The following is a 15,280-nucleotide window of genomic DNA, read 5'->3' on the forward strand; positions in this document are numbered from 1 at the left end:
GGTCAGCGCAGCTTCGGGTCCCCGATCCCGACGATGTTCCACGTGGTCCGCGTCTCCGTCGCCGACGCGATCGTCGTGCCCTCCGAGACGATGCACCAGGTGTCGCCGGCCGGGATCACCGAGGTGTCGATCGAGCCGGGCACATCCGGAGTCGCGAACGGGTCACCGGCGCACCAGGGCATGAACTCGAAGCCCAGCGGACCGTCGTCGTCCTGGTCGTACTCGAGCTGGCTCGTGAACGGGTTGGACGAGCTCTGCGGGGCGAACGCCACCGTCGCCTGGTAGGCCGCCAGCTGCGGCGGATCGATGTCGACCGGCACGAAGCTGAGGGTCTCGGCTTCGACGTCGACCGTGAGCGTGTACGGCTTCAGCACGCAGTCGGAGCCGTCCGGGTTCTCGAGGCGCGTGATGCTGCCGTAGACGGAGCCCTGCTCGATCGTCGCGGTGCGGTTGGCCTCGGTGCAGCCGAGTTCGCCGCTGTAGCCCTCGAGGAAGAAGATCGTGTCGAAGGCGGCGTCGTTTCCGAAGTCCCCGCTGCCCTCGAGCGAGACCTCGCCGCTCAGCGGCCGGAAGGTGACCGCGTCGAACGAGGCGTCAGGCTCGATGGTGACATAGCAGTTGTCGTTCGGTCCGGAATCCGGTCCGGAGTCCGAGGCGTTGCGACAGTTGACGACCGGCTCGGCCGCGGTGGCGGTCGCGGTGTAGGGCGACCCCGAACTTCCGTCGACGCCCTCGCCGGGGACGATGCTGCCGCCGGTGCGGACCTGGAAGGCGTCGACCTCTGTGCCGCCGCGCGACACGATGATGTCCACCGCGGCGCCGCCCTTGAACTCGAGGTCGAGGCTCGCCCGAACCGCGTCCGGTACGCCGTCGAGGCTGACGGTCAACTCCTCGGTGCCGTCCACCCGGGCGCACGGCACGCCCGTGGAGCCACCGGTCTTGATGCCGATGGAGCCGTCCTTCAGGCCGGGTCCCTGGTTGTTGCCGTCGATGCCCGCCAGCGGGCCGTCGACCGTGATCCGGCAGTTCTTCTGTGCTTCGATCGCCTGCGTGACGGGATCACCCGCGTTGCTGTAGACGAACTGGTTTCCGTCGCTGCCGAGATGCAACCGAAGCGTCTCGTCACCCGACCCGGTGGCGCTCAACGCGGTCGCGCCGACGCCGATCATAAGTGCGGCGGAGACCGCCGCGAATGTTCCGAGGGATCGAGCCACGTTCATCCTGGCCTCCAGGAGTACCGGTGATCCGGGCAGGCTGGATGCCGGCCCGCAGGTCACGAATGGGCTCATGCTAGCGACGCCGGCTCGCGGCCACGACCCACATAGGGGGGTGGCGCCTTCGGCTCAGCCGGCGCGGGCGATCGCGGGGCCCTCGCTGAACTGGCACGCCGTCGCGGTGAGGCGCGCGTCGGGGTCGAGCCGGGAGAGCATTGCGCCGGCGATCTCGTAGAGCTGCCGGAGCTGATCGGGCGAGAGCGCGTCGAGCACGTACCGGCGCACGGTCTCGACGTGTCCGGGGGCGGCGTCGTCGATGAGCTGCATTCCCGCGTCGGTGATCGTGGCGTTGGTCGCGCGCCGGTCCTCCGGGCAGGGGAACCGCCGGATGAGCCCGCGGTCCTCGAGGCGGCGGGCCACGTGCGAGAGGCGGGGGAGCGTCGCGTTGGTGCGCGAGGCGAGCGCGGTCATGCGCATGGTGCGCTCAGGGGCTGCGGCGAGCGCCATGAGCGTCCCGTACTCGAAGTGCGTGAGCTGCACGTCGTTCAGCAGCTGTTGGTCGAGCACGCCCGGCAGGAGCTCCGTGAGTGCGACGAGGCGCACCCAGGCGGCCGATTCCTCGGTGTCGAGCCAGCGGGTGTCATCCGTCATGCCTCCATTCTCGCACACATGGTTGACGCGACAACTGAAATGCCGTACCGTGTTGGTTGTCAAGACAAGTAATCGCGTCGAACGACGCGGAGAGGACGACATGACGACGGTCAGCATCATCGGAAACGGCAACATGGGCACCGCCATCGGCGGCATCGTGGCGGCGGGCGGCAACACCGTCGAGTACGCCGGTCGCGACGCGTCGGAGCAGGTCACCGGAGACATCGTGATCCTGGCGGTGCCGTACCCCTCGGTCGCCGAGATTGTCGAGACTCGCCGCGAGCAGCTCGCGGGCAAGGTCGTCGTCGACATCACCAACCCGCTGGACTTCGCGACGTTCGACTCGCTCGTCGTGCCCGCCGACGCCTCGGCCGCCGCCGAACTCGCCGCGAAGCTTCCCGAGTCGCGCGTGCTCAAGGCGTTCAACACCAACTTCGCCGCGACCCTCGCCGCGAAGACCGTCGGCGGCGCACACCCGACGACCGTGCTCGTCGCCGGTGACGACGACCTCGCCAAGCAGGCGCTCATCGACGTCGTGCGCGCCGGGGGCCTGAACGCCGTCGACGCCGGCAGGCTCGCGCGTGCCCGCGAGCTCGAGTCGGTCGGCTTCCTCCAGCTCACCCTCGCCGTCCAGGAGAAGGTCGGCTGGAACGCCGGCGTCGCGCTCGTCGCCTGAGTCGTACCGAACGCCACCGAAGCGCCCCGAGCCGCCCGGCCCGGGGCGCTCCGGCGTGCGGGGTCAACCCGTTGACGCGCCCTGCACCGCGGAGGAACGTGGAGGCATACGGACGGCGGCATCCCATGACGCGGCTGCCGGAGTCCGACGGAGGAGGCACACGCAGATGAGCGACCCGCTCAACCCCTGGGAGGACCAGGACCGACTGGGTCCCGCGGGGGACCTCAACGAGAGGACCCCGGACCTGACGGGGACCATCAACACGATTAGCAGGCCGACGATGGGTGGAGGAAGCATGATCGACTCGGGCGGAACGATGGGCGGCGGCGCGAGCGGCGGCAGCCACGGCGACGCGATGCTCGACCCCGACACGGCCCAGCGCGAGGCGCAGGACGCGAAGCAGACCGCCGCGGGCGGCGTGGGCGATACGGGCCCCGAGCCCACGCCCCGCGACCGCGACCGCGACACCGATCCGGATGACGACGCCAACGACCTCGAGGCCGACAACGCCGTCGAGCAGGAGACGATCGAGACGGTCGACCCCGAGAATCCGCCGGCCTGAGCCGCGGAGACGGACGGCGCCCGCGGGCGCGGGCCCAACGGCCCGCGCCCACCCTCGTCACGCGACTAGCCTGACGCCGTGGACTGGGGCGCCTGGTTCTCGTGGTTCGACGCTCGCGACGCGGATCTCGCGCGCGAGGTGCTCCAGCGCGGCATCGCGGCGCTCTTCCTCGTCGCATTCCTCTCGTCACTGAACCAGTTCCGTCCGCTCCTCGGGGATCGCGGCCTGCTCCCGGTTCCCGAGCTGCTCGACGCGGTCGAGGCCGCCGAGCGACGCGCCCGCGAGCGCGAGGCGCGCGCCGGCGTGAAGGTCGGCGCGCTCCGCCGCACCCGCCGGCGCGGGTACCTCGGCCCGACGGTCTTCCGCCGCTGGGGCTACACCGACGTGAAGCTCGTCGGAGTCTGCGCGACGGGCATCGCGCTCGCGGCATCCGTCGTCGTCGGCCTGCCCCAGCTGGGGCCGCCGTGGGTGCCGATGCTCGTGTTCCTCGCGCTCTGGGCGCTGTACCTGTCGATCGTGAGCGTCGGGCAGACGTTCTACGGCTTCGGGTGGGAGATGCTGCTGTGCGAGGCCGGGTTCCTCGTCGCGTTCCTCGGCTCGCGCCAGGTGCCGCCGCCGCTGCCGACCCTCGTGCTCGTGTGGTGGCTCGTCTTCCGGCTCGAGTTCGGCGCGGGCATGATCAAGATCCGCGGCGGGCGCGAGTGGCGCGACCTCACCGCGCTGTACTACCACCACGAGACCCAGCCCATGCCCGGCCCGCTCAGCCGGCAGGCGCACCTGCTGCCGAAGTGGTTCCACCGCGCCGAAGTCGTCGGCAACCACGTCGCCCAGCTCGTCGTGCCGTTCCTGCTCTTCGCGCCGCAGCCGGTGCGCACGATCGCGGCCGCGATCATCATCGCGACGCAGCTCTGGCTGGTGATCACCGGCAACTTCGCGTGGCTGAACTGGATCACGATCGTGCTCGCGTTCGGTGCGGTCGGTGACTCGGCGGTCCAGTGGCTGCTCCCGTGGCTGCCGCTCGACGCGATCCAGACGCCGGCGGATGCCACGAGCCCGCCGTGGTGGATCGCGATCGTGCTCGTCGTCGCGGCGCTCATCCTCTGGCTCAGCCGGCATCCGCTCATGAACCTGTTCTCGAAGCGGCAGCTCATGAACGCGTCGTTCGACCGGTTCATGCTCGTCAACGCCTACGGCGCGTTCGGCACGGTCACGAAGGAGCGCGTCGAGGTGATCGTCGAGGGCACGCTCGACGACCCGCGCGACCGCGGCGCCGAGTGGCGCGAGTACGGCTTCAAGGGCAAGCCCGGCGACGCCCGGCGCATCCCGCGGCAGTACGCGCCGTACCACCTGCGGCTCGACTGGCTCATGTGGTTCCTTCCGCTCGGACGCATCCACGAGGAGTGGTTCCTGCGGTTCCTCGAGCGGCTGCTCGAAGCGGATGCCGCGACGCTGCGGCTGCTCGCCCGCGATCCCTTCCACGGCGAACCACCGCGGTCCGTGCGCGCCCGCACCGAGCTGTACACGTTCGCCACGCGCGAGGAGCACCGCCGGACCGGGCAGGTGTGGATGCGGCATCCGCTCGACACGGCCATACCACCGATCATGCTCGGGCGCACCGATACGCGGTGACGGCCCCGCGTGGGCGAGAATGTCCGCCATGGACTTCTCACTCGAGTTCACGCCCGACCTGTTGGCCGTGTTCCTCACCCTGTTCGTGCTCGAGGTCGTGCTCGGCGTCGACAACGTCATCTTCATCTCGATCCTCGCGGCCAAGCTGCCCGTCGAGCAGCAGGCGAAGGCCCGCAACCTGGGCCTCACGCTCGCGATGCTCATGCGCGTCGGCCTCGTGTTCGCGGCGGGATGGGTCATCAGCCTGAAGACGGACCTGTTCGAGCTGTTCGGCATGGGCTTCTCCGGCCGCGACCTGATCCTCATCGCCGGCGGCCTCTTCCTCGTCTACAAGGCCGTCACCGAGATCCACCACAAGCTCGAGGGCGACGAGGAGCACACGACCGGCGCCGGCACCGCCACGTTCGGCGCGGTGATCGCGCAGATCCTCGTGCTCGACATCGTGTTCTCGCTCGACTCGGTCATCACCGCGGTCGGCATGACCGAGAACATGATCGTCATCATCACGGTCGTCGTGCTCTCGTTCGGCATCATGCTCTTCGCGGCGCGCTACATCTTCTCGTTCGTGAACAAGCACCCCACGGTGAAGATGCTCGCGCTGTCGTTCCTGCTGCTCATCGGCGTGTTCCTGATCGCCGACGGCTTCGGGTTCAAGATCGACAAGGCGCTGATCTACATGCCGATGGCGTTCGCGATCTTCGTCGAGGCGCTGAACCTCGCCGCCGCGGCGCGCAAGCGCAAGCGCAAGAAGGCCGAGCTGACGCCCGTCGAGCCGGTGCACCTGCACCAGCAGTATGTCGACGACACCGGCACCGTCAAGGAGGTCCAACCGGTCGACTGACGACACGGCCCGGCGAGGGGCGGATGCCGCGCGGCATCCGCTCCTCGTTCATCGCCCGCGCAGGTAGGCCAGTTGCGCGCGAACGGATGCCTCGGCGGCGAACCGCACGCCCGCGTCGACGTCGCCGTACACGTCGTCGGTCACGGCCTCGGCCGACGCGTCGTCGCCGAGTCGAGCGAGCGCGTCGCGGATCTGGTCGAGCCGTTCGGCGCGATGCGCGAGGTAGGCGTCGCAGATCGCGGCGAGATCGCCGAGCACCGGGCCGTGGCCGGGCAGGACGGTGACGGGCTCGCCGCGGCTGCCGAGCTCGCGCAAGCGGTCGAGCGCCTCGAGGTACGGGCCGAGAGCGCCGTCGGGGTGCGCGATGATCGTCGTGCCGCGGCCGAGCACGGTGTCGCCCGTGAGTACGGCGATCGGCGCCGCCCGACCCGGCTCCCGCAGCGCGAAGCACGCGGAGTCCGACGTGTGCCCGGGCGTCGCGAGCACCTCGAGCTCGACGCCGCCCGCGGCGATGCGCTCCCCGTCGACCAGCGGCTCCGCCCCGCGGCACCAGGCCGGGTCGACCGCACGGACGGGCGCGCCGGTGAGCTCGGCGAACGCGTCGACCGCCTCGGTGTGATCCGGATGACGGTGGGTGATGAGCACCAGCTCGACCCCGCCCTCGGCGAGCCGGCGCAGGTGCGCGGCATCCGTCGGACCCGGGTCGACCACGACCGACCCGCGTGCGCCGGGCGCCCGCAGCACCCACGAATCCGTGCCGTCCAGCGTCATCGGCCCCGGATTCGGCGCCCGGACGAGGGTCGCCGCGGCCGGGGGTCGCGCGTCGTTCGGGCGGGGAGCATCGTCGGTCTCGGACACGTTCGGCAGTGTACCCGCGGCGATAGGCTGGCCGGCATGGATGCCTCCGCCGCCACCGTCGTGCTGCTGCGAGACGGCGTCGCCGGCGTCGAGGTGCTGCTCGGCGAGCGGCCGAGCGACCGCGGGTCGTTCGCGGGCGCGTGGGTGTTCCCGGGCGGCGCGGTCGACGAGGCGGATGCCGCGGGCGACCCCATCGACTCCGAGGCCGCCGCGCGGCGTGCCGCCGTCCGCGAGACGCTCGAGGAGGTCGGGCTCGCCGTGCACCCGTCGGAGCTCGTGGGCATCTCGCACTGGACCCCGCCCGTGGGCGTGCCGAAGCGCATGCGCACCCGGTTCTTCGCCGCTCCCGCGCCGAGCGGAGAGTTCGCGCTCGCCGCCGACGAGCTCGTCTCGGCCGAGTGGCTGCGGGCGGAGCACGCGCTCGAACGGCACGCGTCGGGTGCGATGACGCTGTTCCCGCCGACGTGGGTCACGTTGCACGGGCTGCTCGGTGCGGCATCCGTCGACTCGGTGCTGTCGGAGTATCGCGCGAACCGCCTGCGGACGTACGAGGGCCGGTTCGGCGAGGGGCGACGCATCCTGTACTGGCGCGAGGACATCGCATTCTCCGACGACCGCTCCTCGGACGCACCGGGGCCGCGTCATCGTCTCGTGATGGAGCGCCTGCCCTGGGTCTACGAGCGGGCGTTCTGAGCCGTCGTGCCCTCCCAGCCGATCCCTAGATTGTCTAGTAACGAGGTCGTGTAGGGTTGAAGAATGGCTGACCAGCGATCTTCGGGGTACTGGTATTCCGACGATCGGACCCGCCGGGGTGTCGCCGTCCTCAACGCATTGCGCGACTACCGCGCCGCTGAGGCCGCCATGCGCCGCCGCACCCGATCCGCGATGCGGATGGGGGAGACCGACCTGCTGGCCATCCGCTTCCTCCTCAAGCGGGAGGGCGAGGGGCGCACCGTGAGCCCGAAGGACCTGGCGGCGCACCTCGGCATCTCCTCCGCATCGACGACGGTGCTGATCGACCGGCTCGTCCGGTCCGGGCATGTCGAACGTCGCCCGCACCCGACCGACCGTCGGGCGCTCGTGATCGCGCCGACCATCTCGAGCGACGACGAGGTCCGTGCGACGCTCGGCGACATGCACCGCCGCATGATCCAGGTCGCCGAGGGGCTCGATGCCGCCGAGGCGGGCACGGTGCTGTACTTCCTCGAGAACATGCGCGACGCCGTCGACAGCGTGTCCGAGCATGCCGCCGACGAGGTCGAGCGCGAGCCCGAGCCGAGGGCGACCGTGTCGCCGATCGAGTCCGCGCGCTCCATCTCCTGACTCCCTCTCGACACACACAGCCGAGCGCGGATGTCAATCCCTCCGGCGCGACATTGCCGACGGTATCCGAATTCGGAAGACTCCTCTTCCAGTGTCGTTCCACAAAAAACTAGTTAGATAAACTAGGAACACGCCTCGACCTCATCGGGCGTGGAATCGGTCCATAGGCCGAAGAGAAGAGGCCGTACATGAGCGAGGCGCCATCACGGGACCAGCCGCGCCGCCCGGGACCGTCCGGGATCCAGGGCGTCGGTGTGCGCACCGACCCCACCGCCCGCGGCGATGCCGCGTCCCGGACCGACCCGTCGCTCCAGGTGGACCCCGCCCGGCGGACCGACCCGCGCGCCATGCCGTACGTGCCGTCCCCCACCCAGACGCCCATCCCGACGGCGGCCGAGGAGTACGCCGCGCTGGCGGGTCCCGCCGGCGCCGGCGAAGAGCAGGCCGCGCCGCGTTACGAGTTCCTCGAGCACATCGGCTCGGGAGGCATGGCCGACGTCTACCGCGCCCGTGACAACGAGCTCGGCCGTCATGTCGCCATCAAGCTGTTCCGCGAGAGCGAGGAGACCGTCGCCGACCGCCAGCGTCGCGAGCGCGAGATCAACCTGCTGAGCGGACTCACGCACATCGGCCTCGTCCCGGTTCACGACGCCGGCACGCTCATCCACGCCGGCGTCGAGCGCCGCTACATCGTCATGGAGCTCGTCGAGGGACTCTCGCTCGCGCACCAGCTCGCCGACGGCCCGCTGAAGCCGCGCCAGGTCGCCGACGTCGGCGCACAGGTCGCCGACGTGCTGAGCTACGTGCACGGGCAGGGCGTCATCCACCGCGACATCAAGCCCGAGAACATCCTCATCAGCGAGGTGCCCACGTTCGGGTACACGCTCCTCACACGGCTCGCCGACTTCGGCGTCGCGCAGTTTGTCGACGGCACGCGGCTCACCGGTCACGGCACCATCATGGGGACCGCCGCGTACATCTCGCCCGAGCAGGCGCGCGGCGAGGAGGTCACCCCCGCGACCGACATCTACTCGCTCGGACTGGTGCTGCTCGAGGCGCTGAAGGGCGAGCGCGAGTACACCGGCACCCCGATCGAGGCGGCGCTCGCGAGGCTGCACCGGGCGCCGGAGGTGCCCGAGACCCTCTCCGCCGAGTGGCGCGCGCTGCTCGGCGCGATGACCGCCGACGAGCCCGCCGTGCGCCCCACGGCGCACGACGTGGCGAGCACCATGCGCGACATCATCCGGATCATGCTCGCCGAGAGCGCCCTGCGCAAGGGCCGAGCGCCGTCGTGGACGCGGGTCGGCGCGGACGCCGACCGAGCCTCGCGCCGCCGGCGCCTGATGCTCGCTATCGGCGGCCTCGCGGTCGGCGTGATCGGCCTCCTCGTCGCGATCGTGGTCGGCGTCGCCGCCGCGACCGGGGCACTCGGCTGACCGGTCGCGTGGGACCGACGGCGGCGCGCCGATCGGTCCCGCCGGGTTGGCGAGCGTAGGTTCACTGGCATGTGGAGACGTGTCGCCGGCGCGGTCCGGCAGCCCGAGGCGCCCGTGCACGCCGAGCTCACCGCCGAGGCGCCCCCGGGTACCCCCGAGGTCCGCGTCCGCGCGTTCCGGATGGGCTTCGTCGGCGCGCTCGGGGTGCTCCTGGCGCTGTTCCTCGGCGGCATCCTCACGCAGCTCAGCACCGTCATCCTCTACATCGCGCTCGCGCTCTTCCTGGCGCTCGGCCTCGACCCGATGGTCAGCTGGCTGCAGCGTCGCGGGATGCCGCGGTGGCTCTCCATCCTCCTCGTGTTCGTGGTGGTGATCGGCCTCTTCGTCGCCATCATCGCGACCGCGGTCCCGCTCGTCGTCGCCCAGGTGACCGAGATCGTGGAGAACTGGGACCAGATCGTCGACGACGTCACGAACAGCGACCTCGTCGCGTGGATCGGCGGGCTCGTGGGCGGCACGACGATCGTCGAGGACGGCATCGCGGCGATCGGCGACTTCTTCGGCGACCCGACGAACATCGGCAGCCTCACGGGCGGCATCCTCGCCGTCGGCGCCGGCATCCTCGGCGGGTTCACGGGCGCGACGATCGTGCTCATCCTCACGCTGTTCTTCCTCGCCTCGCTCGACTCCATGAAGCGGTACTCGGCGCGATTCGTGCCGGCGTCCTCGCGCAACGGGTTCACCGAGGTGTCGGGGGAGATCACCGGCTCGGTCGGGCGGTACGTCATCGGGCAGATCAGCCTCGCCTCGGTCAACGGCTTCCTGAGCCTGATCTTCCTGACGATCATCGGCGCCCCTGCGCCGATCCTGCTCGCCTTCGTCGCGTTCCTGTGTTCGCTGGTCCCCCTCGTGGGCACGCTCACGGGCGCGATCATCATCACGATCGTGAGCCTCACCGCGTCGCCCGAGACGGGCATCGCCGCGGCGATCTACTACCTCGTCTACATGCAGGTCGAGGCGTACGTGCTGAGCCCGCGCATCATGAGCCGGGCCGTGTCGGTGCCCGGCGCGCTCGTCGTGATCGCGGCGGTCGCGGGCGGCACGCTCGGCGGCGTGCTCGGGGCGCTCGTCGCGATCCCCGTGGCGGCGTCGCTCATCATCGTCGTCGAGAAGGTCGTCTTCCCGCGGCAGGACGCCGCCTGAGCGGATGCCGCCTCAGAACCAGATGCTGAGGTGCGGCGTGCGCGCCGACGCGAACATCCGGTCGGCCAGCTCGATCGCCCCCTTCGACGCCTCGGTGATCCGGCCGGCGCGCGCGAGGACCGACGGGCGGACTCCGCCGAGGTAGATCGAGGCGAGGTCGCGCACGTCGAGCTTCAGCGATCGGGGCTCGGCCGCCCGCGCGGCGCGCCCGCCGGACTCGCCGGATGCGCGGGACCGGGCCCGCACGCGCTGCGGCGCGGGCGCATCGGTCGCCTGGCCGTCGCGCGGCACGTGGACGACCGCCTTCCCGTCGGCCGACGCCAGGAGGGTGTATCGCCCGGCTGCGTAACCGAGCGGGTCGTCGACGTCGAGCACGAGTTCGCCGGGCGTGCCGTACCGGCGTGCGCCGAGCGCGGCGGCGGGATCGATGATGCGCACCCACAGGTGGTCGGCGACGTCTCGCACGGTCACCGCGCGCGAGTCCTCGAGCATCCACTCGAGCGGCTCGTCGATCGAGCGGAGCAGCCCCCGCACGCCGGAGACGAAGTCCTGCTCGACCAGCACGCGCCAGAGGGCCCGCTCGGCGTCGTCGGTGGCGGCGGCGAGCACGTCGAACTCGGCCCACCCGGGCTGGTTCGGCTCGCGCGTCACGCGGAAGGTCGCGAAGCCCTGCGGCTGTCCGTGTTCGTCGTCGTAGCGGATGGCGCGCAGGGCCCGGGACGAGTCCGAGTCGGGATCGACGAGCCCGAGCATCCGATCGAGCGCCCCCGACCAGCGGTCGATCTCGCCGGGGGTGCGTGCCACGGCGCGGCGCGAGATCGCGGGGGCCTGCTTGCGGAGGCTCGCCGGCTCGACGAAGTGCACGCGCCCGGGTGCGTCCGGTCCGACCCAGTGCGCGCGGCGGCGGTCGACCTCGACCGTGGCGGACTTCGCGGCCGGGGCGTAGCCGTAGCGGCCGTAGATTGTCGCCTCGGTGACGGTGAGCATGGCCACCGCGGCGCCGGCCCGCTTCGCGGTCGCGAGCTCCGCCTCCATGAGGGCGCGGGCGATGCCGCGACGGCGGTGCGTCGGCGAGACGGTCACCGAGCTCACGGCCCAGCCGTCGACGCTGCGACCGCCGGGGACGCTGAGCCCGGCCGGCCAGCTCGAGACGGTCGCGACGGGCACGGCGGGCTCGGCGATGGTCGAGTCGTACACGCCGTGCACGCGGCGCTCGGACATGACGGCGCGGTCGTACTCGCGGCCGACGTCGCGGGGACGCGCATGGTGGAACCCGCGGTGGTCGGCGTCGATCCATGCGTCGAGCGCGGCTCGATCGCCGGGGTCGATGAGGCGGTAGTCGAGGTTGCGCTTCGCGAGGGCCGCCTTCGCGTCGGGGTCGATCGGGATCGAGCGGGGTTCGAACGCCATCGATCCAGCCTAGCGATCCGCGGCGCGGGGCGGCACAATGGACTGGTGACTGGGCAAGCGCTTTCCCAAATGGAGCGAGCCGTCGACGCGAGACGACCGACGCGGTCCGTGCTGCGGCTGCTGGGCCTGCATCGCGGCCGGGTCGCGGCATCCGTCGCCTTCTTCGCCCTCAAGGACACGCCGCTGTGGCTCATGCCCGTCGTGACCGCCGCCATCATCGACGTCGTCGTCGCAGGCGGCCCGCCCGCGGAGCTCGCACTGTGGGCCGCGATCGCGGTGATCGCGCTCCTGCAGAACTACCCGAACCACGTCATGTACACGCGCCTGTTCATGGGCACCGTGCGCGACCTCGGCCGCGACCTGCGCAACGCGCTCGCCGCACGACTCCAGGCGCTGTCGATCGGCTACCACACGCGGGCGAACTCCGCGATCGTGCAGACCAAGGTCGTGCGCGACGTCGAGAACGTCGAGGTCATGCTGCAGCAGGCCGCCCACCCGCTGCTGTCCGCCACGATGGTGCTCATCGGCGCCGTCGTGATGACCGCGATCAACGTGCCGCAGTTCCTGCCCGTGTACGCGCTCGCGATCCCGCTCGCGGTCGTGCTCCGAGCGGTGCTGAACCGCCGCAGCCGGCAGCGCAACGAACGGTTCCGTCGCGAGGTCGAGCACTTCTCCGCGCGCGTGGGCGAGATGGCGACCCTGCTGCCGATCACCCGCGCGCACGGCCTCGAGCACGTCGCCGTGAGCCGGGTCGCCTCGGGCGCCGACGGCGTGCGGGACGCCGGCTACCGGCTCGACCTGCTCAACGGGCGGTTCGCGTCGATGTCGTGGGTCAGCCTGCAGTTGCTCGGCGTCGGCTGCCTCGTGCTCGCCGCATGGATCTCGATCAGCGGCTGGCTTCCCATCACGGCCGGCCAGGTCGTGCTGCTGAGCTCGTACTTCGCGCTGCTCATGTCGGCCGCGACGGGCATGCTCATGCTGCTGCCGATCATCGCGCGCGGCACCGAGTCGATCCGCTCGATCGCCGAGGTGCTGCAGGAGCCCGACCTCGAGCTCAACGAGGGCAAGCGGCCCGTCTCGCAGGTGGCCGGGAGCATCCGCCTCGACCGCGCCGAGGTGCGCTACGAGTTCGGCGAGGCGCCCGCGCTCGCCGACGTCGACCTCGACATCCGGCCCGGCGAGACGATCGCCTTCGTCGGGTCGTCGGGCTCCGGGAAGTCCACGCTGCTGAACCTCGTGCTCGGGTTCATCCGCCCCACGCGCGGACGGGTGCTGCTCGACGGCGTCGACATGGAGGAGCTCGACCTGCGGACCTTCCGCCGGTTCGTGTCGGTCGTCCCGCAGGACTCGGTGCTGTTCGAGGCCACCATCCGCGACAACATCGTCTACGGGCTCGGCGAGGTGAGCGACGAGCGGGTGCTCGCGGCCCTGCGCGACGCCAACGCGCTCGAGATCGTCGAGGCGCAGCCGCAGGGGTGGGGCACCGTCGTGGGGGAGCGCGGCGCCCGCCTGTCGGGCGGGCAGCGGCAGCGCCTCTCGATCGCGCGCGCGCTCGTGCGCGATCCGCGCGTGCTCCTCCTCGATGAGGCGACGAGCGCGCTCGATCCGGCCTCCGAGGCGAAGGTGAAGGAGGCGCTCGGCCGGCTCATGCGCGGGCGCACGACGCTCGTCGTCGCGCACCGGCTCTCGACGATCCGCTCGGCCGACCGCATCGTCGTGCTCGAACGCGGGCGCATCGTCGAGGTGGGCTCGCACGACGAGCTCGTCGCGCGCGGTGGTCGCTACGCCGAGCTGCACCGCGTGCAGTCGGCGTAGCGCCCGGGCGGGAGGAGACTCGCGCCACCGGACGGCGCGTCGCGGGCGCCGAACGGCGTGTCGCGCGGAACCTCCTCCGCCGACCCGCGGGCGACGGACACGGGCCTACGCCACGCGGGCCGTGAACCGCACGAGCGACCACGACTCCGCGGGGAGCGTGACCGTCGAGACGTCGCCGTCGGTCGCGACGCCGTCGAGGGTCTTCGGCGCGGCGGAGGCGCCGCGGGCGGCGAGCTCGGCTGCGGCATCCGTCGACACCGCACCTCGCACGTTGTCGTCGGCGACGATGACGGATGCCTCGGCGAGGGCGACGTCCGCGAACCCGAGGTGCTCGAGCCGGGCCTCGACCGGCTCGGCCGTGCGGTTCACGAGCAGCGCGACGAGCGAGCCCGACTCGGAATCCCACGTGACCGTGCCCGAGACCCCGGCGACCTCGCCGTGCTTCACCGTCGCGAGCGCGGGCCCGTCGATGCGCGCGTCGAGCGCGACGCCGCGCGCGTGCGCGGCCGTGAGCGCGATCGGGTGGAACGTGGCCTGCTTCCACGCGTCGCCGCCCGGCTCGGTGAGCATGGGCGCGATGACGTTCACGAGCTGTGCGAGGCACGCGACCGCGACGCGGTCGGCGTTGCGGACGAGCGTCGCGAGCAGGTCGCCCGCGACCACCGCGTCGAGCGCGGAGTAGACGTCCTCGATGAGGCGCGGCTGCTCGAGCAGCTCGAGGTTGTCCTCGCCCGGGAAGTCCGAGATGTACCAGACGTTCCACTCGTCGACCGAGAGCCGGATCCGCTTGTCGGAGTGGCGGCGCGCTGCGACCGCGTCCGCCGTCGCGACGACCTCGTGCATGAAGGCCTCGAACGATGCCGCGCTCGCCAGGAACGACCGGCGGTCGCCGTCGCGCTCCTGGTAGTAGGCGTGTACCGAGATGTAGTCGACGTCGTCGAACGTGTGCTCGAGCACGACGCGCTCCCACTCGCCGAACGTCGGCATCTCGCGGCTCGACGACCCGCACACCACGAACTCGAGGGTCGGATCGACGCGGCGCATCGCCTGCGCGGCCTGGCTCGCGAGCTTGCCGTAGTCCTCGGCGGTCTTGTGGCCGATCTGCCACGGGCCATCCATCTCGTTGCCGAGGCACCACAGCTTCACGCCGTAGGGCTCCTCGGCGCCGTTGGCGCGCCGGCGGTCGCTCCAGGCGGTGCCGCCGGGCACGTTGCAGTACTCGACTAGGCTCGCCGCGGCATCCGCCCCCCTCGTGCCGAGGTTCACGGCCATCATCGGCTCGACCCCCGCCGTGCGCGCCCATCGCATGAACTCGTCGGTGCCGAACGTGTTCGGCTCGATCGTGCGCCACGCGAGGTCGATGCGCGCGGGCCGCTCGTCGACGGGGCCGACGCCGTCCTCCCAGTGGTAGTTCGAGACGAAGTTGCCGCCGGGGTAGCGCACCAGGCTCGTGCCGAGCTCCTTCGTGAGCCCGATGACGTCCTCGCGGAAGCCGTCGGCGTCGGCCGTCGGGTGGCCCGGCTCGAAGATCCCGGTGTACACCGCTCGGCCGAGGTGCTCGACGAACGATCCGAAGATGCGGCGGTCGATCTCGCCGACGACGAACGAGGGGTGGACGGTGATGCGGGCGGTCTGCGTCATTGCGGTGCTCCTGATCGGCGT

The 15,280-nt window shown here is 71.4% G+C and carries 14 protein-coding genes; 9 read left to right on the plus strand and 5 right to left on the minus strand.

Annotation, left to right across the window (positions count from 1 at the left end):
- Positions 1 to 2: 2 nt before the first annotated feature.
- On the minus strand, positions 3 to 1,214 hold the full coding sequence (locus tag ACULK4_RS04700) for a hypothetical protein (RefSeq protein ID WP_445965809.1): 1,212 nt from the start codon (positions 1,212 to 1,214) through the stop codon (positions 3 to 5).
- A 129-nt stretch (positions 1,215 to 1,343) separates the two neighbouring features.
- Positions 1,344 to 1,865, minus strand: coding sequence for a MarR family winged helix-turn-helix transcriptional regulator (locus ACULK4_RS04705; protein WP_445965808.1), 522 nt, complete (start codon positions 1,863 to 1,865; stop codon positions 1,344 to 1,346).
- 100 nt (positions 1,866 to 1,965) lie between these two features.
- Between ACULK4_RS04705 and ACULK4_RS04710 the strand changes: the two genes are divergently transcribed.
- The 4 genes from ACULK4_RS04710 to ACULK4_RS04725 all read left to right on the plus strand — a co-directional run bounded on the left by ACULK4_RS04710 (position 1,966) and on the right by ACULK4_RS04725 (position 5,573).
- The gene (locus ACULK4_RS04710) at positions 1,966 to 2,541 is read left to right on the plus strand and encodes an NADPH-dependent F420 reductase (RefSeq protein WP_445965807.1); all 576 of its coding nucleotides are present in this window, start codon (positions 1,966 to 1,968) and stop codon (positions 2,539 to 2,541) included.
- 166 nt (positions 2,542 to 2,707) lie between these two features.
- Complete coding sequence (locus ACULK4_RS04715) at positions 2,708 to 3,103, plus strand: hypothetical protein (RefSeq protein WP_445965806.1); 396 nt, start codon at positions 2,708 to 2,710, stop codon at positions 3,101 to 3,103.
- Between the two features lie 78 nt (positions 3,104 to 3,181).
- Positions 3,182 to 4,732: a lipase maturation factor family protein gene (locus ACULK4_RS04720; RefSeq protein WP_445965805.1), complete on the plus strand. Its 1,551-nt coding sequence runs from the start codon at positions 3,182 to 3,184 to the stop codon at positions 4,730 to 4,732.
- A 28-nt stretch (positions 4,733 to 4,760) separates the two neighbouring features.
- Positions 4,761 to 5,573, plus strand: coding sequence for a TerC family protein (locus ACULK4_RS04725; protein WP_445965804.1), 813 nt, complete (start codon positions 4,761 to 4,763; stop codon positions 5,571 to 5,573).
- 48 nt (positions 5,574 to 5,621) lie between these two features.
- On the opposite strand, the gene ACULK4_RS04730 is transcribed toward ACULK4_RS04725, so the two are convergent.
- Positions 5,622 to 6,431: an MBL fold metallo-hydrolase gene (locus ACULK4_RS04730; protein WP_445965803.1), complete on the minus strand. Its 810-nt coding sequence runs from the start codon at positions 6,429 to 6,431 to the stop codon at positions 5,622 to 5,624.
- 36 nt (positions 6,432 to 6,467) lie between these two features.
- Here ACULK4_RS04730 and ACULK4_RS04735 point away from each other — a divergent pair, with 36 nt between their 5' ends.
- The 4 genes from ACULK4_RS04735 (at position 6,468) to ACULK4_RS04750 (ending at position 10,393) form a co-directional block, all read left to right on the plus strand.
- Positions 6,468 to 7,124 (plus strand): NUDIX hydrolase, encoded by a 657-nt coding sequence (locus tag ACULK4_RS04735; RefSeq protein ID WP_445965802.1) that lies wholly within the window; start codon positions 6,468 to 6,470, stop codon positions 7,122 to 7,124.
- 63 nt (positions 7,125 to 7,187) lie between these two features.
- Complete coding sequence (locus tag ACULK4_RS04740) at positions 7,188 to 7,754, plus strand: MarR family winged helix-turn-helix transcriptional regulator (protein ID WP_445965801.1); 567 nt, start codon at positions 7,188 to 7,190, stop codon at positions 7,752 to 7,754.
- 188 nt (positions 7,755 to 7,942) lie between these two features.
- The gene (locus ACULK4_RS04745; RefSeq protein WP_445965800.1) at positions 7,943 to 9,190 is read left to right on the plus strand and encodes a serine/threonine-protein kinase; all 1,248 of its coding nucleotides are present in this window, start codon (positions 7,943 to 7,945) and stop codon (positions 9,188 to 9,190) included.
- Positions 9,191 to 9,259: 69 nt separating this feature from the next.
- Positions 9,260 to 10,393: an AI-2E family transporter gene (locus tag ACULK4_RS04750; protein WP_445965799.1), complete on the plus strand. Its 1,134-nt coding sequence runs from the start codon at positions 9,260 to 9,262 to the stop codon at positions 10,391 to 10,393.
- A 12-nt stretch (positions 10,394 to 10,405) separates the two neighbouring features.
- Here ACULK4_RS04750 and ACULK4_RS04755 read toward each other — a convergent pair whose 3' ends face one another.
- The gene (locus tag ACULK4_RS04755; RefSeq protein WP_445965798.1) at positions 10,406 to 11,803 is read right to left on the minus strand and encodes a GNAT family N-acetyltransferase; all 1,398 of its coding nucleotides are present in this window, start codon (positions 11,801 to 11,803) and stop codon (positions 10,406 to 10,408) included.
- Between the two features lie 69 nt (positions 11,804 to 11,872).
- On the opposite strand from ACULK4_RS04755, the gene ACULK4_RS04760 reads away from it, so the two are divergent.
- A complete protein-coding gene (locus ACULK4_RS04760; protein WP_445965940.1) occupies positions 11,873 to 13,618 on the plus strand; it encodes an ABC transporter ATP-binding protein in 1,746 nt (581 codons plus the stop codon).
- Between the two features lie 105 nt (positions 13,619 to 13,723).
- Here ACULK4_RS04760 and arfA read toward each other — a convergent pair whose 3' ends face one another.
- Positions 13,724 to 15,259: an arabinosylfuranosidase ArfA gene (gene arfA, locus ACULK4_RS04765; protein WP_445965797.1), complete on the minus strand. Its 1,536-nt coding sequence runs from the start codon at positions 15,257 to 15,259 to the stop codon at positions 13,724 to 13,726.
- Positions 15,260 to 15,280: the final 21 nt, after the last annotated feature.

The sequence above is a fragment of the Agromyces selenitireducens genome, assembly GCF_052748465.2.

What these genes read in the sequence shown, in the direction of transcription:
- arfA (WP_445965797.1), bottom strand. Translation starts at nt 15,259, where the DNA reads ATGACGCAGACCGCCCGCATCACCGTCCACCCCTCGTTCGTCGTCGGC.
- ACULK4_RS04755 (WP_445965798.1), bottom strand. Translation starts at nt 11,803, where the DNA reads ATGGCGTTCGAACCCCGCTCGATCCCGATCGACCCCGACGCGAAGGCG.
- ACULK4_RS04745 (WP_445965800.1), top strand. Translation starts at nt 7,943, where the DNA reads ATGAGCGAGGCGCCATCACGGGACCAGCCGCGCCGCCCGGGACCGTCC.
- ACULK4_RS04725 (WP_445965804.1), top strand. Translation starts at nt 4,761, where the DNA reads ATGGACTTCTCACTCGAGTTCACGCCCGACCTGTTGGCCGTGTTCCTC.
- ACULK4_RS04760 (WP_445965940.1), top strand. Translation starts at nt 11,873, where the DNA reads ATGGAGCGAGCCGTCGACGCGAGACGACCGACGCGGTCCGTGCTGCGG.
- ACULK4_RS04715 (WP_445965806.1), top strand. Translation starts at nt 2,708, where the DNA reads ATGAGCGACCCGCTCAACCCCTGGGAGGACCAGGACCGACTGGGTCCC.
- ACULK4_RS04750 (WP_445965799.1), top strand. Translation starts at nt 9,260, where the DNA reads ATGTGGAGACGTGTCGCCGGCGCGGTCCGGCAGCCCGAGGCGCCCGTG.
- ACULK4_RS04735 (WP_445965802.1), top strand. Translation starts at nt 6,468, where the DNA reads ATGGATGCCTCCGCCGCCACCGTCGTGCTGCTGCGAGACGGCGTCGCC.
- ACULK4_RS04740 (WP_445965801.1), top strand. Translation starts at nt 7,188, where the DNA reads ATGGCTGACCAGCGATCTTCGGGGTACTGGTATTCCGACGATCGGACC.
- ACULK4_RS04705 (WP_445965808.1), bottom strand. Translation starts at nt 1,865, where the DNA reads ATGACGGATGACACCCGCTGGCTCGACACCGAGGAATCGGCCGCCTGG.
- ACULK4_RS04710 (WP_445965807.1), top strand. Translation starts at nt 1,966, where the DNA reads ATGACGACGGTCAGCATCATCGGAAACGGCAACATGGGCACCGCCATC.